This window comes from Parablautia sp. Marseille-Q6255, from assembly GCF_951230155.1.
Taxonomy (GTDB): domain Bacteria; phylum Bacillota; class Clostridia; order Lachnospirales; family Lachnospiraceae; genus Choladousia.
This window is the reverse complement of record NZ_CATNVD010000007.1, coordinates 73772-98583: the sequence shown is the minus strand read 5'-3', so window position 1 is coordinate 98583 and position 24812 is coordinate 73772. Positions and strand designations below refer to the sequence as shown.

19 protein-coding genes and 1 pseudogene are annotated in these 24812 nt (G+C 45.8%); 14 read left to right on the top strand and 6 right to left on the bottom strand.

The features are described from left to right. The first annotated feature begins 1 nt into the window (after nt 1). Both QOX44_RS06770 and QOX44_RS06765 read left to right on the top strand, forming a co-directional pair. The gene (locus QOX44_RS06770; RefSeq protein WP_283682252.1) at nt 2–1387 is read left to right on the top strand and encodes a M24 family metallopeptidase; all 1386 of its coding nucleotides are present in this window, start codon (nt 2–4) and stop codon (nt 1385–1387) included. A gap of 21 nt (nt 1388–1408) precedes the next feature. Then, complete coding sequence (locus tag QOX44_RS06765; protein ID WP_283682251.1) at nt 1409–2809, top strand: M24 family metallopeptidase; 1401 nt, start codon at nt 1409–1411, stop codon at nt 2807–2809. A gap of 167 nt (nt 2810–2976) precedes the next feature. On the opposite strand, the gene QOX44_RS06760 is transcribed toward QOX44_RS06765, so the two are convergent. Beyond that, nucleotides 2977–4188, bottom strand: coding sequence for an IS110 family transposase (locus QOX44_RS06760; protein WP_283682197.1), 1212 nt, complete (start codon nt 4186–4188; stop codon nt 2977–2979). Between the two features lie 297 nt (nt 4189–4485). Between QOX44_RS06760 and QOX44_RS06755 the strand changes: the two genes are divergently transcribed. Then, nucleotides 4486–5439 carry a sugar ABC transporter substrate-binding protein gene (locus QOX44_RS06755; RefSeq protein WP_283682250.1) on the top strand — a complete coding sequence of 318 codons (954 nt, stop codon included), beginning with the start codon at nt 4486–4488 and terminating at the stop codon, nt 5437–5439. 479 nt (nt 5440–5918) lie between these two features. Here QOX44_RS06755 and QOX44_RS06750 read toward each other — a convergent pair. Further along, nucleotides 5919–6086: pseudogene (locus tag QOX44_RS06750) on the bottom strand (transposase domain-containing protein); the annotation flags it as partial. A 332-nt stretch (nt 6087–6418) separates the two neighbouring features. Here QOX44_RS06750 and QOX44_RS06745 point away from each other — a divergent pair. The 5 genes from QOX44_RS06745 to QOX44_RS06725 all read left to right on the top strand — a co-directional run bounded on the left by QOX44_RS06745 (nt 6419) and on the right by QOX44_RS06725 (nt 11136). Then, on the top strand, nt 6419–7003 hold the full coding sequence (locus tag QOX44_RS06745) for a GNAT family N-acetyltransferase (protein WP_283682249.1): 585 nt from the start codon (nt 6419–6421) through the stop codon (nt 7001–7003). A gap of 58 nt (nt 7004–7061) precedes the next feature. Beyond that, nucleotides 7062–7691: an alpha/beta fold hydrolase gene (locus tag QOX44_RS06740; RefSeq protein WP_283682248.1), complete on the top strand. Its 630-nt coding sequence runs from the start codon at nt 7062–7064 to the stop codon at nt 7689–7691. A gap of 117 nt (nt 7692–7808) precedes the next feature. Beyond that, on the top strand, nt 7809–8642 hold the full coding sequence (locus QOX44_RS06735; protein WP_283682247.1) for a tyrosine-protein phosphatase: 834 nt from the start codon (nt 7809–7811) through the stop codon (nt 8640–8642). A 72-nt stretch (nt 8643–8714) separates the two neighbouring features. Then, complete coding sequence (locus QOX44_RS06730; RefSeq protein ID WP_283682246.1) at nt 8715–9269, top strand: uracil-DNA glycosylase; 555 nt, start codon at nt 8715–8717, stop codon at nt 9267–9269. A 73-nt stretch (nt 9270–9342) separates the two neighbouring features. Beyond that, nucleotides 9343–11136: a S41 family peptidase gene (locus tag QOX44_RS06725; RefSeq protein WP_283682245.1), complete on the top strand. Its 1794-nt coding sequence runs from the start codon at nt 9343–9345 to the stop codon at nt 11134–11136. Here QOX44_RS06725 and QOX44_RS06720 read toward each other — a convergent pair. The 3 genes from QOX44_RS06720 to QOX44_RS06710 all read right to left on the bottom strand — a co-directional run bounded on the left by QOX44_RS06720 (nt 11133) and on the right by QOX44_RS06710 (nt 13167). Then, nucleotides 11133–12101: an AP endonuclease gene (locus QOX44_RS06720; protein ID WP_283682244.1), complete on the bottom strand. Its 969-nt coding sequence runs from the start codon at nt 12099–12101 to the stop codon at nt 11133–11135. The genes QOX44_RS06725 and QOX44_RS06720 overlap by 4 nt on opposite strands. Nucleotides 12102–12199: 98 nt before the next feature. Next, nucleotides 12200–12730: a hypothetical protein gene (locus QOX44_RS06715; protein ID WP_283682243.1), complete on the bottom strand. Its 531-nt coding sequence runs from the start codon at nt 12728–12730 to the stop codon at nt 12200–12202. 29 nt (nt 12731–12759) lie between these two features. Further along, nucleotides 12760–13167 carry a DUF4430 domain-containing protein gene (locus QOX44_RS06710; protein ID WP_331488344.1) on the bottom strand — a complete coding sequence of 136 codons (408 nt, stop codon included), beginning with the start codon at nt 13165–13167 and terminating at the stop codon, nt 12760–12762. Nucleotides 13168–13387: 220 nt separating this feature from the next. Between QOX44_RS06710 and QOX44_RS06705 the strand changes: the two genes are divergently transcribed. Further along, nucleotides 13388–17815 (top strand): efflux RND transporter permease subunit, encoded by a 4428-nt coding sequence (locus tag QOX44_RS06705; protein ID WP_283682242.1) that lies wholly within the window; start codon nt 13388–13390, stop codon nt 17813–17815. Between the two features lie 3 nt (nt 17816–17818). Here QOX44_RS06705 and QOX44_RS06700 read toward each other — a convergent pair whose 3' ends face one another. Next, nucleotides 17819–18724 (bottom strand): helix-turn-helix transcriptional regulator, encoded by a 906-nt coding sequence (locus QOX44_RS06700; protein WP_283682241.1) that lies wholly within the window; start codon nt 18722–18724, stop codon nt 17819–17821. A gap of 180 nt (nt 18725–18904) precedes the next feature. Between QOX44_RS06700 and QOX44_RS06695 the strand changes: the two genes are divergently transcribed. From QOX44_RS06695 to QOX44_RS06675, 5 genes are all read left to right on the top strand, one after another. Beyond that, complete coding sequence (locus tag QOX44_RS06695; protein ID WP_283682240.1) at nt 18905–19225, top strand: LPS biosynthesis protein; 321 nt, start codon at nt 18905–18907, stop codon at nt 19223–19225. Between the two features lie 81 nt (nt 19226–19306). Beyond that, entirely contained in the window at nt 19307–19912 is a 606-nt protein-coding gene (locus QOX44_RS06690) for an HD domain-containing protein (RefSeq protein ID WP_283682239.1), read from the top strand. Between the two features lie 311 nt (nt 19913–20223). Further along, complete coding sequence (locus QOX44_RS06685) at nt 20224–21795, top strand: ATP-binding cassette domain-containing protein (RefSeq protein ID WP_283682238.1); 1572 nt, start codon at nt 20224–20226, stop codon at nt 21793–21795. A 72-nt stretch (nt 21796–21867) separates the two neighbouring features. Next, nucleotides 21868–22680 (top strand): DNA-3-methyladenine glycosylase family protein, encoded by an 813-nt coding sequence (locus QOX44_RS06680; RefSeq protein ID WP_283682237.1) that lies wholly within the window; start codon nt 21868–21870, stop codon nt 22678–22680. 71 nt (nt 22681–22751) lie between these two features. Beyond that, on the top strand, nt 22752–24767 hold the full coding sequence (locus QOX44_RS06675; protein WP_283682236.1) for a HelD family protein: 2016 nt from the start codon (nt 22752–22754) through the stop codon (nt 24765–24767). Nucleotides 24768–24812: the final 45 nt, after the last annotated feature.

Genomic DNA, 24812 nt, shown 5'->3' with positions numbered 1-24812 from the left:
AATGAATATTGTTTATGATAAGGTGAGTATGCCAATAGCTCATGAAAATTATTTCCCAGTGGATATTTCTGCAGATACAATGAAAGAACATCAACAAAATGTTCTTGCAAAAATTGAAAAATATGGGTTGGATGCAGTGATTATTTACGCTGATCGGGAACACGGTTCAAATTTTGCATATTTGACCGGATTTGAACCACGGTTTGAGGAAGCTGCTTTGGTTTTACATAGAGATGGAACAAGTTATCTGATGCTTGGAAATGAAAATCTCAAAATGGGAAAATATAGTTTTATAAAGAGTAAAGTGGTTCATGTACCTCATTTCTCACTTCCCAATCAGCCCATGGAGACGATAAAGTCTATGAAGGAGCTTGTAGCCGAAGCAGGAATCCATGATGGTATGAAAATTGGATGCGTTGGATGGAAGCATTTTACGAGCAGTCTGAAAGAAGAAGAAAACTTGCTGGACATTCCGGAATTCATTGTAGAGGCTATAAAGCAGAATAATCCGACTGGCGTGGTATGTAGGGCAAGCAATATCTTTCTCGATGCTGAGAATGGATTGAGAAACCGGGTAAATGCAAATGAGATTGCACATTATGAATTTGGAGCGGGATTGGCATCGTCGAAAGTTCTGAAGGCGCTTAATGAAGTAGAACCGGGAAAAACAGAAATGGAAATTGCAGAAAAGTTGTCTGCATTTGGACAGCCGACCACAGTAACAACAATATGTGCTGCTGGTGAACGATTTACAAATGCTGTTGTTTTTCCGAGAAATAAACAAATTCAAAAGGGCGATAGAATGTCAATTACTTTTGGACTGAGAGGTGGCTTAACGTCTCGGGCAGCATATGTGGCAAATGAAAAGGCAGATTTGCCAAAAAACGAACAGGATTATATTGAAAAGGTAGCTATGCCGTATTATAAAGCTGCTGTTACATGGTATGAAATGATTGGGATTGGTCAGTCTTGTGCAGAAATCTATCAGACCATTGAAGAAGTGTTGCCGAAAGATATTTACCATTGGACCTTGAATCCGGGGCATTATACAAGTGCTGATGAATGGACGGCATCGCCGATGTATACAGATTCTGAGGTGAAGCTAGAAAGTGGCATGATGTTGCAGATGGATATTATTCCTTCGGTTTCTGGGTATGGTGGAGTGAGTGCGGAAGATGGAATTGCAATTGCGGATGAGCAGCTTCGAAATCAGATAAGAGAAGAATATCCGGAAACATGGAAGCGGATAGAGGCGCGTAGAGCGTATATGAAAAGTAACCTTGGCATTGTTTTGAAAGATGAGATTCTGCCGATGAGTGATATTTGTGGTTATTTGCGGCCGCTGATTCTGAATCATGGATATGCTTTAAAAAAGGAAAAAGTATAAAATGAAATAGGAGGAGAGAAAATGAACCATAGATCACCGGATATGATACACTATAAAGCGGTGGAAAAGTTACATTGGGGAACGCTGGGTGCTTGCCCAGAATTGCCGGATACAGTATATGAGAAAAGATTGGAAAAGCTTTATTCTAAAATGGATGAAGAAGGGCTTGATACAGTAGTACTCTACGCAGATCGAGAACATTATTCAAATTTTAGATATTTAGCAGCTTTTGAACCAAGATTTGAAGAAGGAATACTGGTCATACATAGAAATGGAAAGAATTATGTGCTATTGGGAAACGAGTGTTTTTGCCTGTACCAGGAATGCAAATTTGCGGTAACACCTGTATTGTGTCAGATTCTTTCTTTGCCCAACCAGACGATGAATCAGTTTTCTTCAATGGAAGCGTTGTTTGAAAGAGCAGAAATAAAAGTTGGTATGAAGGTTGGCGTTGTTGGCTGGAAATTATTTACAGCAAAGACAGACGCAAAAAATATCTTTGATGTACCGAGCTATATTGTAGAAGCATTGAAGCATGTTGCGGGAAATAATAATATAGAAAATGCCACAGATTTGTTTATTGCACCTGATGATGGTATCCGAGTTGTAAATGATGTTCACACGATTGCGCAGATGGAGCACGGTGCGACACAGGCATCAAGAAGAGTGGCAGAAATGCTGGAGGCTTTAGAACCCGGAAAAACAGAAGAAGAATTGGGCGCGTATTTGAACCCAAGAGGTAAAGTGATGTCATGTCATCCGTATCTAGTGGCTGGAAAGAATAGATTTCGAGGCTTGATCAGTGTTACTGATTATGTAGTGAAAAAGGGAGATGCACTCTGCACCTCTATGGGATTGGAAGGCGGTCTTACCAACAGAGCAGGATATGTAGCTGAAGAGATTACAGATTTGAAAGGAACAGAGCAGGACTACATGGAGAAACTCGCAAAACCTTATTTTGCGGCAGTAGTTACATGGTATGAGATGATTGGTATAGGAATTACCGGCGGCGCTATGTATGAAGCTGTTCAAAATATCATTCCAAAAGAAACTTATGGATGGGTTTTGAATCCGGGTCATCTGATTGCTACGGAAGAATGGCTTTCTTCACCGATTTATCCGGGATCTGATATAGAGTTCAGAAGTGGAATGTTGGTACAGATGGATATTAGTCCTAGCATGGAAGGGTATGGAGGCCCTAATTGTGAAGATGGTATTTGTATCGCAGATAAAGAACTACAAAAAGAATTAGCACAAAATTATCCAGATGTATGGAGAAGAATGAATGAAAGAAAGACTTATATGAAAGATGTGATTGGAATTCATTTGAAACCAGAAATTTTCCCGATGAGTGATTTGGCGGGATGGTATAATCCATTATTTTTAAACCGGAAAAAAGCCTTTGTTGTTTCATATAAATAAATAAGTTTTATTTAGAAACTATTATAAAAATGATTAACTTGTAGTAGCCTGCAAATAAAAAGTCAAGGCTAAATTGCTGAAAATTGATAATTTTATACAGGTTGAAAAAATGGGTATCACAATAAGACCACCACATCAGTGCTGGTCTGAAAGAAAGCGTTGTGGGATTATTCGGACTCTGGAAGTGACGAAAGATATTCTTTCACCCGACCATAGTAGATCCGTAAAAATTTATTAGCTCCGGCGGTCATGTAGACGTAATAAGGTTTACCTTGTGCTCGTTTTTTATCAAGGAACTTATAAACTGGATCATCCTGAGGCATGGTTTTGATTAAAACATCCATTACCTGAAAAAGTGTCTTGCGGAGGTCTGCGGAACCTCGTTTGGAGGTTGGAACACTCTTTTGTTCATAAGAGCCGGATTCATTTACACCAGGGTCTACACCGGCGAAAGCTGTAATTGCGCCTTTGTGAGTGAAACGGGAAACATCGCCGATCTCAGCCATGAGTTGAGGACCAAGTGATGGACCTACGCCCTTCATTTGCATGACGATGGGATATTCGGGCAGCTTAGAGGCTGTTTCATTCATAAGAGTGCGAAGTTCTTCTACAGTTGCCGAGGCATTATTGAGTTGGTCAACCGCTTGCTTAATGATAAGTTTGGTTATTTCATCCTTTGGAAGTACAGGAACAAGCTCCTTTGCTTTTCCATAGATTTCCTCAGCTTTGGATTGGCTGAAGTTGTACTTCTTTCTTTTGCACCACTTTTGATAGTGGTCTACGAAGGCTTTTAGAGACATTTTACGAACACAGTCCACATGCCAGTAAGTAGATGCAAAATCAACCCATTTCTGGCTGCCGTCACTACGTGCAGGACTGTCAAAGTAGGTATTGACGCCAGGATAGGTCTGATCAAGGATGCCGATGAGGTTATTCTTCATAGCCGTCTTGTGTTTCATATAAAAGCCGAACTGACGGTTCATGGTTTTGAGCTGATTGCGTAATTCATCCATAACACTATACTGTTTGAGATTTTGCCACTTGTCAAGTGCATATCGGGCGATTTTGACGGCGTCAGCTTTGTCAGATTTGACTTTGCGAAGGGAATCATTATCAAAATCCTTGATAAGTTTTGGGTTAATGGCGCTGACGAAAAGATTTGTCTGGGAAAGCTGATGGGCAAGGACTTCATAATAACGTCCGGTGTGCTCCATCACGATGCGGGATTCACCTTCAATGGAGTTGATGAGTTCTATAAGTGAATTAATATCACTGGCTGTGTGTTTGATCTCGAAAGGCGTAGCAACAATTTCGCCAAAAGGGCGCATAATAGCAACCATGCTTTTACCTTTAGAAACATCGATACCTACTGCGTTCATAAATTTGTCACTCCTTAAAAATTGATCATGCAATGGATAAATACCAGTTTTACTCATTGCCTATTCAATCTACTGTGGTGTGACACGAATGCGCCTAAGGCGATTCAACCTGCATAAAACGAACGCTGCGAATGAGGAGCTGGTTATCAGTCTACTTAACGGACGCGAAGTCCAAGAAAGGAAGCCGACATACCGATTGCTCCATCATTATACAGCTTAAGCAACAAGATGGATAATTCCTTACTGGCTGTAAGGGATATTAACCATATTTATATTGTAGTAGAAAGGAGACCGACTATGAAAAAGAGAATGTTAGGAATACTACTGGTGGGAGCAATGGTAGTATCAGGGGCTATGACTGTAGTTGCAGAAGAAAAGATGATTGCAATCGTTCCGTGGAGCATGGCAGAAACTTTTGCAGTAGATTTTTCACATGAAGCAGAAAAAGAAATTGAGGCAAGAGGATGGAAATCTGTTACTATGGATCCAAAAGGAGACTGGGTTTCAGAATATACCATTATTGAAAACTTAATTACACAGCAGGTTGACGGCATTATTTATACAGCAATTGATTCTGATGGAGCAAATGATCTTGTTGAAAAGGTAAAAGAAGCCGGAATTCCTATTATTGGCTACGATTGTCTTGCATCAGAAGGTGGCGAAGATGCAGCGATTCGTTATGATGATTATAGGGGGGGACAGATGGCTGCGGAACAGGCAATGGAAGCATTAAATGGTAAAGAAGATGCAAAAATTGTTGTGTTTGAAGATGATCCCTCTATTTCTTCCAGTACATTGCGTGTAAATGGATTTGTAGATTATCTTTCTGAAAATTATCCGAATGTCGAAGTAGTATTAAACAGAACACAGGATAAAACATCAGATGGCTGCTATATTTGGGCGACTGATATGATTACCGCTCATGCTGATATTGATGCGATTTTCTGTTACTGGGCAGAATGCGCAATGGCAACTTATAATGCAGTGCAGGATGCGGGGAATACAAATGTTAAAATTATTGGATATGATGCTACTGAAGAACAGCAGGAAGTAATGAGGTCTGTTGGAGAAGATTGTCAGCTATATGCAAGTCTGGGAATGTCGCCGACTAAGATGGCTACGCAGTGTATTCAGTTTATGGAAGAGATTTTTGCAGGAGAATACACAAGAAGTGGACCGGAAGATATTTTTGCGCTGGAACCTGTGCTTCTGAACGTACATAATGCGCAGGAATTTGATATTAATGAATAGAAGTGACGTGTATTTATTGAAAGCTGATATAGTAACATGTGCTGGCTATTGCGGTATTGTTATAAGATTGGTTCAAGAATATGAAATAGAAAATGTTAAAGTTTTAGCTTAGATGGGATACTCTACTTCATATACAAACACGGATGGTTCTGCCGTGTGTTAAAGAAAAAATACATATTTAATCTATGACATATTGTAAAAAAATAGGGGGCTGTCGGTAAATACCGATTTTTAGCTTCTAAATCTTAAAATATGAATCTCCTGTAGAACTTAGTGTTTTTATACCTGATTTTCGACAGGAGATTTTTATTTTTCTCTTTTTGGTATGTATTTTAGGGGTTAGCGTCAAATATAAATGTGTATAGAAAAGCAGCCAACCCACCGATTGTCTCAGCTGCTGGCAGTTAGCGACACAGCTCGCTTCTGAATAATAGGATATACTTTTCAAGAAATTCAGAATATTGCCGAAGGGCTGATCAAGGGATGTCACTCAAAATATACTGGATATATTTCCTTGGATTCAGGTCATTCGCCTTTGCTGTTTCTATCAATGTATACACACCAGCACTGGCCCGTGCACCTTTTGAGCTTTCCTAGAACAGCCAGTTCTTTCTGCTTATGGTAAATGAACGGATACTTTTAAATGAATCAGTGGAATCGGCCGAAACTTTACGAGGGAGTTTTTGGAATGGTATGACCAGATGCTGATGCAGGAGCGGGATAAGAGCAAATACAGACATAAGAGGGTGCGCCAGACCACCGTGAATGGGAAAAGGTTTCGACCTCTTCCTTTATTTTTTTGCTTTTTGCCAATGATAATTATATTCTAAGCTGACAAGGACATAAAAGTGTGGAATTCGGGCGGCATATTGCGTCATCATAGCAATATATATATCGTCTAAATTATCATGGTACAAATAATTACAAAGTATGATATTATGAGAAATAAACAATCTGGAATTTTTAGAGGTAAGATAGCATGAATACACCGACATTGAAAACGGAACGCTTGGTTTTAAGGAAGTTTACAGAACAAGATATGGAAGCTCTTTTTCTTATTTTGAGAGATAAAGAAGTGAATAGGTTCCTACCTTGGTATCCGTTAAAAGATTTAGAAGAAACAAGGCAATTTTATGAGGAACGATATGCTTTAAATTATGCACAGCCACAAGGGTATGTATATGCAATCTGTCTGAAGGAAGACGATTTTCCGATTGGTTACATCAATGTTGATATGGAAGAAGCCCATGATTTGGGATATGGATTGCGTAAAGAGTTTTGGCATAGAGGGATTACTACCGAAGCAGCAAAAGCTATAATCGAACAGGTGAAAAAAGACGGATTGCCCTATATTACAGCAACACATGACAAAAACAATCCGAGAAGCGGCAATGTTATGAAGAAGTTGGGTATGAAATACTGCTATTCCTACGAAGAACAATGGCAACCGAAAAATTTTCCTGTCATATTCCGAATGTATCAACTCAATTTTGATGGCAATACAGATTTTGTATATCGAAAATATTGGAATGATTCTGAAAATCATTTTGTCGAGGAATTATAAAATTCCAGGCTGTAGCAGACAGGTTTGGATATGAAACACAATATTTAGGAGTGATGAAATGAAATGTATAATGCTTCATGGGCTGGGACAATCTTCTGAAAGCTGGAGTGATACCGTAAAAGTTCTCAATGATGAATTTGAAGTTTTATGCCCGAATTTATCAGACTGGCTTTCCGGGAAAACACCATGTTATGATACATTGTATCGGGCATTGGAAACATACTGTGAACAGTTGGAAGAACCGTTAAATATTTGCGGACTGTCTTTAGGCGGTATTCTTGCTATGCAGTATGCGATAGAACACCCAGAAAAAGTGAACTCATTGGTGTTAATAGGAACACAATATGAAATGCCAAAGTATCTGTTGAAAATGCAAAATATGATATTTCGTATTATGCCTTATTCAGCATTTGAAAAAATGGGCTTTCAGAAAACAGATTTTATCAATCTATGCAAATCTATGACGGAACTTAATTTTAAACATGAACTGAAAAAAATATCATGTTCGGCACTTGTTGTCTGTGGTGATAAGGATAAGATAAATAAAAAAGCTTCTTTCGCATTGCAGCACCAGATAGAAAATGCAGAAATAGTTATTGTTGAAAATGCAGGACACGAAGTAAATACTGATAACCCGGCAGTGCTCGGGCAAAAGTTAAGTGTATTTTTCAGACAATACACCCGATAAACAATTTTATATCCATACACATTCTGCACATGCAAAAGCGAGCCACAGGTCGATTGACGCGATTAACTTGATTTGGTATGATTGACATATAAATTTAAAGCACAAGGAGACGGCAGTATGCTTTTTCAGACAAATGAACCTGCAGAACGGAAAGACGTTGTGGCTGACGCTGTTAAAAAAAGAAGTATTGCTTTTGAGGGAATATCCAATGCCCGGGATCTGGGCGGATTACAGACTGTTTCCGGTCATATGATTTCTCCGGGATGCCTGATTCGTTCGGCAAATCTGGCAGATGCAACGCAGTCGGATAAAAGAAAGCTGCGAGAGTATTGGCATATTGCAAAGATCATTGATCTGCGCACTGAAATAGAACGAAGGGAGCGTCCGGATGTGTCCCTGCCGCATACAGACTATCTGACGATCCCGATTTTTACAGAAAGCATGGCGGGTATTTCACATGAAAAAAGCCTTACCGTAGAACAGCTTTTTGCTGTAGCACCCAGGATGGAACAGCTGTACCGCCAAATAGTGACAGATGAATTATGCAGAAAAAATCTGGGCAGGGCGGCCCGGTGTGTGATGGAGCATGATTTTTCAAAAGGCAGTGTTTTGTGGCATTGTACGGAGGGAAAGGACCGGTGCGGTTTGCTGTCTGCAGTACTGCTTTTGGCACTTGGCGTAGACCGCGGCACAATTACAGAGGATTATATGCTGACAAATCATGTTAATGAGGCAAAGGCAGAAAGATACGCTCAGATGCTGCGCGCATCCGGGAAAACCGAGGCAGAAGCCGCGAGGATGCGGGATATGTTTTTGGCGAAAGAGGAGTATCTAAATGAAGCTTTTTTAGCGATAGACGAACAGTATAAAAGTATCGACGCATTTTTGTGCGACGGACTGGATATTCCGTCGGAGCTGATCCTAAGGTTTCAGGAGTCTGTGCTTTGCTGAACCATATCAGTTTTGTGTGGTGGAGGAGCTTGCAAAGGATTTCGGCGCAGGAAGGAGACAGGAGAGATCGCGATGTATACCTATGAGGAATTAAAGGCTTTTGTGGAGAACTGCAGCCGGTGTCCGCTGGCCAGGACGAGAAAGAAAGCAGTTATGGGAAAGGGAAATATGGACTCTGGAATTTTGTTTATCGCGGAGGCTCCGGGTGCGAATGAGGACCGTGACGGAGTTCCGTTTACAGGCCCTTCCGGCCGTGTACTGGATGAGCTTTTAGAAGGGATCGGGTTGACCAGAGGGGATATTTATCTGACAAATATTGTGAAATGTCATCCGCAGGGAAACAGAGATCCCAGGCCGGAGGAACAGGAAGCCTGCATTGCTTATCTGAAGTATGAAACCTTTCTTATAAAGCCAAAAATAATTGTTTGTCTTGGGAGGATTGCGGCTCAGAGGATCCTTGCTCCGGATTACCGGATCACAAGAGAACACGGGAAGTTTTTGTACCGAAAGGAAACGTGGATGACTGCAGTTTATCATCCTTCTGCAATACTGCGGGATCCTTCTAAAATGGCAGAAGCAAAAGAGGACTTTGAAAAAATAAGACAGAAATATCAGGAGACAGCGTGAATATTAATGAAGTTTCTGAGAAAGCAAACAGCGAGCCGTGGAAAGAAAAAGAGAGGGAAAAAGGGGGAATTCCATGGAGAAGATCAAAGAGAAGACAAAAGAGAAGCGGTTTGTGTTTTTTGGTATCCTGCTGATTGGGGCGGCGGTAGTGCTTCTGCTTATCGCAGCAGGCCTGGGAGAAAAGAAAGAGCATCTGCCAAGGGAGAAGGATACGGAGTTTCAGAAGGGATCGGATATTTCCAGTAGAGATCTTTCGGATATACAGATCGACTCTCTGTATAAATTATGTAAGGTATGGGGCTATACGAAATACCACCATCCTTCGGTGATCTCTGGAGAGTGGAACTGGGATGCAGAGCTTTTTCGTGTGATGCCGGGTATACTGGAGGCAGGCAGCAGCGATGAAGCAAATGAAGTCCTGATGGAATGGCTAAAACAGTTTCCGGTGAAAAAAGAAGAGCCGGAACAGGAAGATATCTGGGAGCAGATCCAGGCTGAGGCCGGTAAACAGACTCTGGATACTGGATGGATCGAGGATCCGTCATTTCTGGGAGAAGAGCTGAGTGACTACCTTTGCAGTATGTCAGATCTGTATATTTCAGACCGGGACACGGCCTACGCTTCATTTGAAGAGAGCGGATGTGTTTCTTTTGAAAATGAGACGATGTATCCGGTTGCAGATGGCGATATGGGAATGAAGCTTTTAGGGCTGTTTCGATTCTGGAATATATACGAATACTATTCTCCGAATATAGAGATCACAGCAGAGGACTGGGATGAAGTCCTGAGGGAAGCGATTCCGGATGTTGCACAGGCTCTCGATTACCGCAGCTACGTACTTGCGATCGCACGGGTGGCGTCTATGACAGGGGATGCGCACATTGCACTTGCAGATAAAGAGAGGCTGCTGTATTACTATTATGGAAAATATTTTTTGCCCTGCAGCATCAAAATGATCGATGGACAGGCGGTGATCGATCAGGTGAAAGCGGGTGAAAAGCAGCTGCAGGCAGGAGATATTCTGCTTGCGATCGATGGGATGAGGACCGAAGACCGGATCGAAGAACAGCGACAATATCTTGCACTTCCGGAAAGGGACAAGATATTAAACCAAATGGAACATTTACTGCTTGAAGCGCAGGGGGAAGAAGCGGAAGTTGTGGTGCTGCGTGGGGAGCAGGAAATGACGCTGCATATTTCGACTATGAAATACCAGTATTCTTATAAAAATCCTGTGGAAAATGGACGACTGGAATCCACACAGATCGGCTATATTGATCCGTCTGCACTGGAAACAGGAGATCTGGAAGCGCTGATGAAGGAATTTCAGGATACGGAAGGGATCATCGTAGATCTGCGGTATTATCCATCAACTGCGATCCTCTACCTGCTGGCAGAATATATCGTGCCAGAACAGAAAAATTTTGCCAGGATCGGTCTGCCGAATCAGGCAATGCCGGGTGCGTACTGGCAGCAGGAAATGGTGACAGGAAAAGGCACACTGAAGGAGCTGATGGATGACGTACGGACTTTTACGCCGTATCAGGGGAAAATCGTTCTTCTGATGAATGAGGAAAGTCAGAGTCAGAGTGAATTCACGGTTATGGCGCTGCGGCAGTCGCCAAATGCAGTGGTGGTAGGGAGCCCGTCTATTGGAGCGGATGGCAATGTCGTTAAGGTATCACTGCCGGGAAGCGTGATCATGTATATTTCCGGTCTGGGTGTATATACACCAGAAGGAGGTCAGACACAGCGCTGCGGACTTGAGCCGGATGTAGCGTGCTATCCGACCCTGGAAGGGATCCGGTCCGGGCGGGATGAACTGATCGAAAAAGCAATAGAGATCATTGAAGAACCCCGGCTTTAATGCAGCGCTTCCAGCTGTGTACGGATCTTGTGTTCATGCTCCGCGCGGCTGCCGGATATCAGCTCCAGAGTCAGATAGTCAGGGGAGATCTGATGAATGATTTCACAAATAGCAGGATCCGTAAAGGGTTCATGTCTGTCAATTGCCAGAACGTGATACATCGCTTTTGTAAAGCGTTCATAATAATCCAGTGGAATTTCGGGCGGACTGCTTAGGTACGCTTCCATATAGGCGCCGGAGAGCGTCTGGTGCAGATGGATCCCTTTGATGAAATCAGTCAGCTCTGCATGAGCGTGGAGCATCTGTTTGAGACAGGCGATAGCCTCCCTCTGGGTACGGAGCCCGGGATTCGTGTGAAGAAAATGTCCGATATCCAGCATGATCCCTTTTTTGGGATAAGAGATATGGTCAAGCAGCATTTTTGTAAGAGCCGGCTCTGTCATGCGAAGTCCGGGCCACCAGAGGTTTTCCATAAGAAAATAAAATGGAGTGTCCGTATAGTCGGCGAGAAGCTGATTGATCAGCTGAGCAGCTGCGAGGATGACTTCTTTGTCAGAATAAGAAAAGCTGTTTGTGAGGATATCCGTTGTACGCACATTAGAAATATGAAAGACAACGTACTGAGCGCGGTGAAGGCGCGCGTATTCGAGATCTTCCTTTCCACGCTGCAACAGTACGTTACGAGTAGACCCGCAAAATACGGATTCCCAGATGGCTGGGGATCCGTATTCCAGGTTCAGGGCGTCCACATCATGGTTCCACAGATCAAGCCAGTCTGACTGGCATCGCATATGTACGCCGATCACCTGACCAGGGAGAAAAGGATAGAGCGGCGCCTGAGCAGAAGAGGGCATCACCTCCAGCCCATCCAGTCCAAATCGGGTGATCATATTCTGAAGATCAGAAGCATCCGTATAGCGGGCCAGATCATCTTTATAGTCTGTAATATTGATCAGCTTTTTCATGGCTATTTTCTGTATGGCCTCCTTGTGTATTTATCTCTGTGTTTTCCTGAGATTGTTTTTTTGTTTTTCTGTTCGATTGTTTCCAGGTTTGACGGGGGTTACCGGACGGGTAGCTTTTCAAGCTGGGAGGCGTGAAGCTTTTTCAGTACATGTAAGACTGGATGATACAGAACCAGCATGATCACAAAGTTCCCTGCACAGTGCAAAATATCGTAAGGAATGCCGGCAGCCCAGTATGTAAGAGCCGCACCCGGACCTCCGGAGATCAGATAGGGGATCGAACACAGTGCACCGAAGGCGAGCCCGTATGCGCCGGCGATCACTGCCCATAAAATGGCAGAATCTGTTTTTTGCAAAAGAAGTACAAGCAGAGCAAGTATGCTCCAGATATACAGATAGCTGACCCACCAGATACCAAAGCCAAAGATCAGCCCCTCGAGGATAACAAAAGCATAGATGATCGGAAACACCCGTTTTTTATAAACGAGCGTGTACGCGATGATCAGAAAACTTACGGGCTCAATATTAGGGAGAAAAGCCATGCCGAGCTGACCGATCAGCAAAATGGCACTGAGCAGTCCCATTGTCACGATGTACATTATTTTTTGTCTGTGCTGCGTCTGTCTCATGGCAAATCTCCCAATAGTATTCTTTCGTATTAATATCCGACGGTCAGAGTGAGCTCGTATTTCTCTCCATCTGCGATCGGGGTCTGATCTGCAGACGTATTCAGTTGTTCATTGCCCTTTGTAATGCACCACCATTCCTGATTGGAATCGTCTGCTTTCTCACCGTCTACAGTAGTGATGAAAAGACCGTAGGCTCCGTCTTCTCCTTCAATGAGTTTCTCATCGCTTAAAACTTCACCAAGAAATTCACACTGTGTCGTATATTCAAAGGATTTTGTGCTGCCATCCTTATGTACGACTTCTACCGTGATTGTTTTTTCTCCTTTTGCCGTTTTACCTTTTGTAAAGTGGTAAACAGCAAACAAAACAGCAATGACTGCAAGAAGCGCTGCGAGAGCAAAGATGATTTTTTTCGTGTTTTTCTGTTTCATTTCCATAGAGATTCTCCTTTCCTGTCACACTTTACACTATTTTGTGAGAAAAAGCAATCGCTTTTCATTGGAGATGCGCAGTGCTGGTTCTGTGCTTATGGAATAAATATAAAATATTTATAAATTCCGGATGCGTTCTTGACGGAGAGAACGGTATGGTACGATAATGAAAAAAATATTTTAGCTGTCCGCGGGGCGAACGCCCGGGATGCTTCAGGAGGTTTTTATGTTATCGCGCTATAGTGTAAAAAGACCATATACAGTTGTTGTCGGGATCGTTTTGATCCTGTTGCTTGGTTATGTGTCGTTTTCTGATATGCAGACAGACCTGCTTCCGGATATGACACTTCCATATGCAGTCGTATACACAGCTTATCCGGGCGCCAGTCCGGAAGAGGTAGAGTCGGTTGTCACAAGACCTGTAGAGCAGGCGATGGCGACTACCAGCAATATAGAAAATATCAATTCTGTCTCAAGTGAAAATATGTCAGTCGTAGTTCTGGAATTTTCGCAGTCTGCGAATATGGATGCGGTGACGATTGAGATGAGGGAGAGTCTGGATCAGATCGAGAGCTACTGGGATGATTCGATTGGCAGTCCGATCATTATGAAAATGAATCCGGATATGCTTCCGGTCATGGTGGCGGCGATGGAGGCAGGTGAGCTGACGCAGAGCGAACTGACTGATCTTGTGAACAATGAGGTGCTTCCTGAGCTGGAAAGTATCGAGGGAGTAGCGTCTGTATCGGTGAATGGAACGATCGAGGAACAGGTGCAGGTACTTCTGCGTGAAGAAAAGATCAAAGAAGTCAATAAGAAGATAAGATCAGCTCTGGATGAACAGTTTGAAGAGGCGCAGTCTGAGCTTGAGGAGGCGCAGGCTGAGCTGGAAGATGGAGAGCAGAAGCTTGCAGACGGTCAGGCACAGCTCGCGGATCAGACGGCTGCGGCGCAGGGACAGCTGAATTCGGGTACATCGCAGATGATCACCGGTCAGGTACAGATCGACCAGAAGCTTGCGGAGGTAGAGGCTGGACTCAAACAGATAGAAACGTCTGAAAGTGAACTGGCAGCGCAGGAGAAGGAGCTGCTTGAAGGAGAAGCAGCATTAAAGGAGCTTCCGGCACAAAAAGAGGCACTGGCAGCACAGCAGACGCAGATGGAGCAGGCGATCAGCCAGCTGGAAGCTGCCCCGACGCAGCTTGCAGGTATGGAAGCGGCGATCGTGAAGCTTGATGCGGAGATCGCAGCCTTAAATGAGGCCATTGCGCAGCTTCAGGAACACGGGGGCGGCGATGCGCAGATGCCGGGTGAGGAGCAGTCGGAGACCGGAGAAGAGACACAGCCTGCGCAGACGGATATGGCAGAGTCGGAGCCGGACGGGGAAACGGGTGATCTTGTCTTACAGGAGCAGACCCTTACGCAGGCATCGGATCAGGCGCCTGCTGTTGGGGAGGCTCAGGAAGAGATTATTATAGAAGAAACACAGACAGATGCCGGGGCAGCGCAGAACTCGGAAACAGACGGATCCGGGATGGCTTCTGAAGGAAGCGGTGCGCAGACGGAGGACTCTCTTACGATTCTTTCACAGGAAGTGATCGGGCAGGTGACGCAGGACGCCCAGACGCAGGCTCAGATCGCACAGCTTCAAAGTCAGGTAGTGCAAAAGGAAGCAGAAAAGGCTTCTTATGAGAGCGCAAAGGCGCAGGCGATGGCAGCATTGGCGTCGCTTGGCGTCAACACGGGCGGCAGCTACATAGAGATGACACAGAGCATCGATACCATAAAGTCTGAGCTTGTTTCCAGAAAGCTGCAGTTGGATGACGGGATGACCACGCTCCAGAAGTCTCTGAATCAGATGCCGGAGCAGCTCGCCTCGATTGCGGCAGGAAAGTCTGCGATCGCGTCTGGAAAAGTACAGCTGTCCTCTGGTAAAACGCAGCTCCAGCAGGCCAAAGCACAGCTTCAGCAGGCCAAGGCGCAGATCGGTTCCGGGCAAAGTACAGTGACGGAAGCGATCGCACAGCTCAACCGCGCACAGATTTCGGCTACCATAGAGATGGCAGTCGGTAAGGCGCAGCTTAGTGCGGGAAAAGACGAGATCGAGACGGCGCTGGAGCAGGTGCGTACCCAGAAGGAAACGGCCTATGATCAGGCAGATGCGTCGCAGATCATTACAGCAGAAATGGTAAAAGGAATTCTTGCCGCGCAGAATTTCAGTATGCCGGCCGGCTATGTGACCGAGGAGGGGACGGATTTTCTGATCCGCATTGGCAATAAGTTTGATGAAGTACAGGATCTGAATGATCTGGTGATCCTGGATCTGCACATAGATGGAGTGGATCCGATCCGCCTTTGTGACGTTGCGGATATCACAGTACAGGATGACAGTGATGCAATCTACGCAAAGGTGAATGGCAAGGAAGGCGTCATGTTCACGATGCAGAAGCAGTCGGGATATTCGACTGGTGATGTATCAAAAAAGATTAAAGAAAAGTTTGCAGATCTGGAAAAAACAAACAGTGACATACATATCATCCGGCTGATGGATCAGGGAGTGTACATTGATCTTGTGGTGGATTCTGTGCTTGACAATATGATTTCAGGAGCAGTACTGGCGATCTTTGTGCTTCTGGTCTTTTTAAAGAGCGTACGGCCGACGTTCGTCATTGCGTGCTCCATCCCGATCAGTATTATGGCGGCAGTTGTGCTGATGTATTTCAGCAATATTACGCTTAACATTATCTCCCTTTCCGGACTTGCGCTGGGGATCGGTATGCTGGTCGATAATTCTATTGTCGTGATCGAAAATATTTATCGTTTAAGAGGCGAAGGATACTCTGCCAGGAAAGCAGCCGTCGAGGGGGCAAGGCAGGTGGCAGGCGCGATCGCAGCCTCGACGCTTACTACGATCTGTGTATTTGCGCCGATCGTATTTACAAAAGGGATCACACGGCAGCTTTTTGTAGATATGGGACTTACGATCGCGTATTCACTCGTTGCCAGTCTCGTGGTCGCACTGACCTTTGTTCCTATGATGGGAGCAGGTCTTTTGAAAAATATAAAGGAAAAACCAAGCCGCTTTTTTACAGCGCTTCAGAACAGATATGCGGCAGTGCTTCGCGTATCCCTGAAAGGAAAGGCTCTGGTATTGCTCCTGGCAGTCGGTCTGCTTGTTCTGTCAGGATATTTGGCGGTGTCCAGAGGTACGGCATTTATGCCGGAGATGGAGAGTACGCAGATCAGTGTATCGGTGCAGGCTCCAAAGGAAAGTACGCTGGCACAGACAGGCGCATTATCGGATGAGGTGATGGCGCGTATTCGCGAGCTGCCAGACGTCACGGATGTCGGTGCGATGAACAGCTCAGGCTCCATGACGGGCACGGGAGGAAGCGGACAGAGTGCGAAAGAGCAGGTATCCATGTATGTGCTCCTGAGAGAGGACAAAAAGCTTTCTGGAGATGAGCTGGCAGAGGAGATCCTCAAACGAACAGAGGATCTGGAGTGTGAGGTGCAGGTTGAGACTTCCACGATGGATACCTCCGCGCTTGGCGGAAGCGGTATTTCAGTCAAGATAAAGGGACGTGAACTTGATCAACTCAAGAAAATGGCCGGCGAGGTGGCAGACATCCTCTCTGGTGTAGAAGGAACTCAGAATGTATCGGATGGTATTGAGGAAAAGACGCTGGAGTTCCGTCTGGTCGCAGATAAAAACAAAGCGATGGAATATCAGCTGACGACGGCGCAGATTTATCAGATGCTTCAGGAGAAGCTTGCAGAAGCATCCAGCGCAACGACGCTGTCTACCCTCTCAAAGGACTATTCTGTATTTGTTTTAAGTGACGCAGATGAGACGCTTACGAGAGAGAAGATCAAAAATCTGACGATCACGGGCAAGGATGAGGAGAATAAGGACGTTGAAGTACCGCTTGAGGAGCTGGTCGAATTCCAGGATACAGACGGCTTTTCATCTATCAGCCGCGAGGAACAGAACCGCTATGTGACGGTAACGGCAGAGCTTGCAGATGGCTACAATATCGGACTGGTATCGGCAAAGGCGAAAGAGGCGCTTAAAGATTACGAGGTTCCGGAAGGCTACAGTATGGAGATGGCAGGTGAGGATGAGACGATCAATGAGGCAATGGGTGAGGTTGCCAAGATGCTTGGTCTCGCAGTTGTCTTTATGTACCTGATCATGGTAGCGCAGTTCCAGTCACTGCTTTCACCGTTTATCGTGATGTTTACGATCCCGCTTGCATTTACCGGCGGCCTGTTTGGGCTGTATCTGACAGGAAATCCTATCAGCGTTATCGCGATGATCGGCTTTGTGATGCTCTCCGGTATTATCGTAAACAATGGTATCGTGCTTGTGGATTATATCAATCAGCTTCGCCGGTCCGGTCTGGACAAAAAAGAAGCGATCGTGGAAGCCGGGCGGACACGTCTGCGCCCGATCATTATGACAGCGCTTACGACCATCCTGGGACTGCTGACGATGGCATTTGGGATGGGTATGGGAGCCGACATGATCCAGCCTATGGCGATCGTTACGATTGGCGGACTGACGTATGGAACCCTGCTGACGCTCTTTGTCGTACCGTGTATTTATGACATTTTGAACCGGAAAAAGGATATGACAGAAGAAGAGCTGTAAAGGTCACAGCGATTTGCGGTATTGGCTCGGCGTCATCTGATAATGCCTGCGGAAATAGCGGATATAGGAGCTCGCAGAGGAAAAGCCTGTCTCCAGTGCGATATCCGTCACGGATAAATCTGTTGTGGCAAGCAGCGTTTTACTCATATGCAGACGATAACGGATCAGGTACTGATACGGGGAGGCATGGACAAATTTCTGGAAACAGCGCAGACATTCTGTTTTGCTGATATGTGCGGCAGCGGCAATATCTTCTATGTGCAGAGGCTTTTTGTAATCCCTGTGGATGAGGCCAAGCAGCAGCCGGATTCTTTCATAGCTCTTTTCCGGGACAGCCGGAGCAGATTCTGGCAGCACAGTGATAAATTCCAGCCATAGCTGGACCAGACGGACAGACAGACGGTATTCATACTGTCTGTCTGTTTTTGACTTTTCCTCCCGTTCAAAATACAGCGTATCAAGAGCCTGCACAGCAGACAGGACCGGATGACAGCCCGGATCTGTCCGTTTCATATGGCAGCAGGTAAAGGCCGGGTTCCCGGTAATCGCCAGTACGCTGTTTTGTTCCATGATGCTTCCGGGAAAAAAGGAGAGCATACGGGTCGGGATCAGGAAGCTGTGATAACAGGAGCCGTGAGCGCCTGCGATGTGATGGAGCACAGCGCGGTTCAGGAACATCACGTCTCCGGCATACAGATCATACGATTCATCATAGACGGTGATATGGACCGCTCCCTGCAGTACGAGGACAAACTGGACCTCCTCGTGCCAGTGAAGCATCTGGAAGCCTTCATTTTCCGGTATGCAGACGCCATCCCTGATATTCAGTACAAGGAGAGGGAAGCCTGTGGTGTGGTATGGATTGTGCGAGTAGACCGGGGCAGTGTCTGCAGTATTGGAATGTGTCATCTTATCTATACTCCAAAAGAGTGATTCTGGTTTTAGTAATGATCGGTTTGGCGTTATTTTGATATATTATAGGCGAAAAACGCCTATTTTTCAAGAATATATGGAGCTATACTGCTATTGCCTGGAGATGCAAAAAGATCCGGGAGAGGAATGCCATAAAAAGAGCCGGGAGGAAATCAGATGAAGATCGAAGGAAATGAGACAGAGAAAGCGGCAATGAGAGAATTTCACAGAGGCAACAGAGCGCAGGGGCTTCGGATCCAGGAGGAATTTGTGGCTGAATTTCGCCGGGAATATGACCGGAAGGATCACTGCCCGTGTACGAAAGCGTGCCGCTATCATGGAAACTGTAAGGAGTGTGTGGCTATTCACCGCGCGCATGGTGAGCACGTACCAGCCTGTATGAGGCAGATGGTCAATGAGAAGCTTCAGGTCTTGTCAGAGCTTACAGAGCATACATTCTGCCCGGATATACCGGAGCGCTCTTTTTGTAAAAAATAAGGTGGTTTCCGGACGGCTGTATGGTATAATAGAAATACAGCCGGACAAAGGCCACAGATCAGGAACAGGAGGAATGAACGGATGGAGGAACGGTTAAAAAAACAGATAGATTTTATTCTGGAGATTGATAAGGAAAAGAATATTTTCCGTCAGACCCATTTATCAGGAAACGGAAGAAATGAAAATGACGCAGAACATGCATGGCATATGGCAGTTATGGCATATTTACTGCAGGAATACTCGAATGAGCCGATAGATATTGTCCGCGTGATGCTGATGTGCCTGATCCATGACGTGGTGGAGATCGATGCGGGCGATACATATGCGTACGATGCAGAAGGGCTGAAAACTCAGAAAATGCGCGAGGAAGCAGCAAAGGAGCGGATCTACTCTCTGCTTCCCGAGGATCAGAAGAAAAAACTCAGTGCAATTTTTGATGAATTTGAGGAGAATCAGACCGCTGAGGCAAAATTTGCACATGCAATGGATAATCTCCAGCCGCTTCTTTTAAATAACAGCAATAACGGAAATGACTGGAGAGCGCATCAGGTGAGCGCGACACAGGTATATGGACGGCAAAAGAAGACAAAAGAAGGTTCACAGACGCTCTACGAGCTGACGGACCGGCTGATCCGGGAAAATATCGAAAAGGGGAATATAAGGGAAGAAAAGTGTACTGATTTGTGATTGCCTTTTCGGAAAAGATGTGCTATAATCCGTCCCAAAAGACAGGAAAGGGACACGCCTGATGCGTGTTTTGGTGATGAAATGTTCAGATAATCTTATTTGGCTTGTAACAAAAGGATCATATCAGAGGACCTGCCGGGTCATTGCTGTGCCTGTATGCCAAATCAGATTGCTGGACAATTCGGAACCTGTTATATCTTATATAGTATAGGGGTTTCTTTTTGTGCGTAAATCTGTTTTCGTGTGTGAAAACGGATTTTTTTTGTCATACAGTATATGCGTACTTCCGGCAGAAGACAGGAGGGATTGCTGTGCTGCAGATTAGAAATTTGAGCATTACACATAAAAAGGATTTACGTACGATCCTGGAAAACTTTTCGTTTGTTTTAAGAGAAGGCGACCGGGCGGTGATCATAGGGGAAGAGGGGAATGGAAAATCAACGCTTCTGAAATGGATTGCAGATCCGCAGCTGATTGACGCATATGCAGAAGCGGGCGGAGAGCGTATCTGTGCAGGAGAACGTTTTGGCTACCTGCCGCAGGAGCTGCCCCGGGAAGAAAGGGATAAAAGCATTTACGAGTTTTTTTGCGAGGAGCCGCTTTTCTGGGAACAGACTCCTGCATCGCTTGGCATGCTGGCAAGAGAACTGCGATTAGAAAAGGATTTTTTCTACAGAGAGCAAAAGGTGGGAACGCTTTCCGGCGGGGAACGGATCAAGCTCCAGATGGCAAGGATTTTGATCGCACAGCCAACGGTGCTGCTCCTGGACGAGCCGTCAAATGATATTGATATTGGCACGCTGGAGTGGCTGGAGAGGCTGCTGCTTGACTCCTCTGTGCCGGTACTCTATATTTCTCATGATGAGACGCTGATAGAGCGCACTGCGAATGTGATCATCCATATCGAACAGATACACAGGAAAACGGTCAGCAGGTATACGATCGCAAGGACAACGTATCAGGAATATAAGAAGCACAGGGAGGCACATCTGGAAAAGCAGCGTCTGGAAGCATACAATGAGCGGCGGCAGGAGCAGATCCGTCAGGAAAAATTCCGTAAGATCCAGCAGAAGGTAGAGCATGAGCAGCGGACGATTTCCCGTCAGGATCCACATGGCGGACAACTGCTGAAGAAAAAGATGAAGGCAGTAAAATCTCTGGAGCACCGCTACGTGCGCGAAGCGCAGAAGATGACGCAGATACCGGAGACGGAAGAAGCGATTTTTATGAAATTTGGAGAAGGTATCCGTATGCCGTCAGGAAAAACGGTCCTGGAGCTTTGTATGGAGCAGCTTACCGTGCCGCAGCCATACGCACATTCAGAGGCGGTTCTGGCGGAGCATATCTTTTTGCGTGTAAAAGGCGGTGAAAAGGTCTGCATCATCGGGAAAAACGGAGTCGGGAAGACGACTCTTTTGAGAAAGATCGCACAGGAGCTTCTGGCAAGAGAGGACATACATGCAGCCTATATGCCGCAGGATTATGAGGAGCTGCTCGATATGGAAAAGACCCCGGTCGAGTTTTTATGTGTCACGAAAGAAAAGGCGGAGATCACGCGGATACGTACGTACCTTGGATCTATGAAGTATACGCCTGAGGAAATGGAGCATCCGGTCGCAGAGCTCTCAGGCGGACAGAAGGCGAAAGTGCTGCTTTTGAAGATGAGCATGTCGGGAGCAGATGTGCTGATCCTGGATGAGCCGACCCGCAACTTCTCTCCTTTATCAGGGCCGGTGATCCGCAGCGTCCTTGCCTCATATACGGGTACAGTGATCAGTATCTCGCACGACAGAAAGTATCTTGGAGAGGTTTGTGATACGGTCTACGAGCTGACCGGGAGGGGACTGATCAGGCGCACGGATGTGACGGCAGAGGATGCGTAAGCCGCGCGGTCTGATGCCAGTCTGCTGCAGAGCATAGTATCAAAAGTGAAAAAAGGACACAGGAGAAATGATATGGTAAAAAGAACAGTCAGCCATTTTTGCATGGAGCAGATCTGCCGCTCCGGACAGTGCTTTCGCATGACGCAAAAAAGTGAGGAACAGTTTGTGGTAATAGCAGGAGACCGTTATCTGGAGGTTTGGCAGAGAGGGGATCAGTGCAGTTTTTCATGCAGCGATGAAGAATTTGAGGAGTTCTGGAACGCATATTTTGACCTGGATGGCGATTATGCCGGATGTATTGCCAGGATCAATCCCAGGGACGCATATCTGACGCAGGCGGCAGCGCTTGGCTGGGGGATCCGGATCCTGCGGCAGGAGCTCTGGGAGATGATCGTCTCCTTTTTGATCTCTCAGCAAAATAATATTACCAGGATACGAAAATGCATTGAAAACCTCTGTGCCGCTTACGGGGAACGGAAAATCGCCGAAAACGGAGAAACATATTTCGCTTTTCCAACGGCGCAGGTTCTGGCGCAGTGCGAAGAGGAGGAGCTGAAAGCGTGCAATCTCGGCTATCGGAGCAAATACGTAGTGCGGGCAGCAAAACGGGTGGCATCCGGCGCATTGGATCTGGAAAAGCTTTCGTGTCTTTCATACAAAAAAGCAAAAGAAGAGCTTCTTACGCTCTTTGGAGTAGGGGAAAAGGTGGCGGACTGTATCTGTCTGTTTGCCCTGCATCATCTGGAAGCCTTCCCGGTCGATACGCATATCAGTCAGGCTCTTGAGAAACATTATAAAAGAGGCTTTCCAAACCGCCGCTACCACTGTGTGCGGGGGATCATGCAGCAGTACATATTTTACTATGAATTATGGGGGAATCCCTGATAGCTGTTGTAAGACGGCGGACTTGGTGGTAGAATAAACAGAATATATCAGCGATATTAAGGGAGATACGTATGGGCAGAGGAGCAGAATATCTTACGTTTGTCACAGGGCTGCTGACGCGCAGGCTTTTGGAGCTTGAGGAGAAGATCGGGACAGTACAAAAGGACATCGAGGACATGCACGAGTATTACTGGCAGAATTATACGGAGATGGACCAGTACGGATATGAGAATTTTGACAATCAGCAGGCGCTGCTTGCACAGGTCAACGCAAAGGAAGAAAATCAGAAAATGAAGCGCCGACTGAAACGTATGCTGGACGCTCCGTTTTTCGGAAGTGTGGATTTTGTGTATGACGGAGAAGAGGAGCCGGAGATTTTTTATATCGGTATCGGAAGCTTTGCAAAACGCACGGGAGGGACGCCCCTTGTCTATGACTGGAGAGCGCCGGTCTCCAGCCTGTTTTATGATTATGATAAAGGGGAAGCTTCTTATGAGGCTCCGGGCGGCACCATGGAAGGAGAGATCGTTTCCAAATGGCAGTATAAGGTGCGCGGCGGAAAGCTCATCTATGAGTTTGAGAGCGATACGAAGATAGATGATGATATTTTAAAGCAGGAGCTTGGGGCAAACAGTGATATACAGCTGAAAAATATCGTACGGACGATCCAGAAAGAACAAAATGCGATCATCCGGAATACAAAGGATCGCATACTGATCATTCAGGGGGCGGCAGGCAGCGGAAAGACCTCGATCGCTCTGCACCGGATCGCTTATCTTTTGTACCATGACAGAGAGCACTTAAAATCATCGAATGTTCTGGTACTTTCTCCAAACGGTGTATTTTCGGATTATATTTCGCATGTGCTCCCGGAGCTCGGGGAAGAACATATCCAGGAGATGAGCTTTGACCTGTTTGCATACCGCAATCTGCAGGATGTAGCTTCTGACTGTGAGGACAGGTACCATTTTATTGAGCATCAGATACGCGGCGGAAGCTCCAGATACGCACAGTGGAAGCAGTCTTCGGAGTATGTGCGTGCTGTGGAAGGATTCCTTATTGAGCTTGAAGACCGTCTGGTAGAGTTTTCTGATGTAGAATACAGGGGTGTCTGCATGCAGACGCCGAGGCTGATGCGTCTGTTCTACGAAAAGTTTTCTGAGGTGCCGCTGCTTTCCAGAATGGATGCAGTGATGGAGTGCTTTGTCGATGAGGTCGAAACCCTGAAAAACAAGACTCTGTGCGAGGATGAGCTGGAGCAGATCAGGGAGCGCTTTCAGAAAATGTATGTGACGCGGGAGATTTATCAGATCTACAACTGGCTTTTAGAAGACTGCGGGCTGCCGCAGCTTTCGTATGTGCCAAGAGAGCAGCGTATACTGGAGTATGAGGACGTCTATCCGATCCTTTATCTGAAACAGCGTCTGCTCGGAGGGGAGGGACGCAGGAATATCCGGCATCTGGTCATTGATGAGATGCAGGATTATTCTTATCTGCAGTATGTCATTCTGGAAAAGATGTTCTCCTGCAATATGACGATACTTGGCGATCGGGCACAGACCGTAGACGGCAGCGCGCAGGATGTACAGACCTTTCTGCCCGGGATTTTTGGCAGGGATGTGCGCAGGATCGAGCTGAATAAAAGCTACCGCAATACTGCGCAGATATCTGCCTATGCAGCGGAAGTATCAGGAATTACGGGCATTGAATATATGAACCGTCAGGGGAAGGAGGTAGAACGAAGGGACTTTTCCAGTGTATCGGATGCAGTAGAAGAAATCCTTCACAGCGTACGTCTTGGGGATGATGGGTTTGAGACTGCAGCAGTTCTTACCATGACGGAGGAAGAGGCAAAGCAGTGTTTTTCTCTGCTGGAAAAGCGCTTTGCGCAGGTCTCTTATATTGACAGAGACAGCAGTGCGTTTTGCAGGGGGATCACTGTTACCACGTATTACCAGGCGAAGGGACTGGAATTTGACCAGGTCTTTGTCCTGGGAGGAGATCGGGAGAATCCGTTTTATAAACAGTTCCAGTATATCAGTGCGACAAGAGCGCTGCATGAGCTTTTTATCTGTTCTGTGCTCTGACGGATGCGCGCGCAAGCGGCAGAGACAGCAGACGAAAAAGCAAAC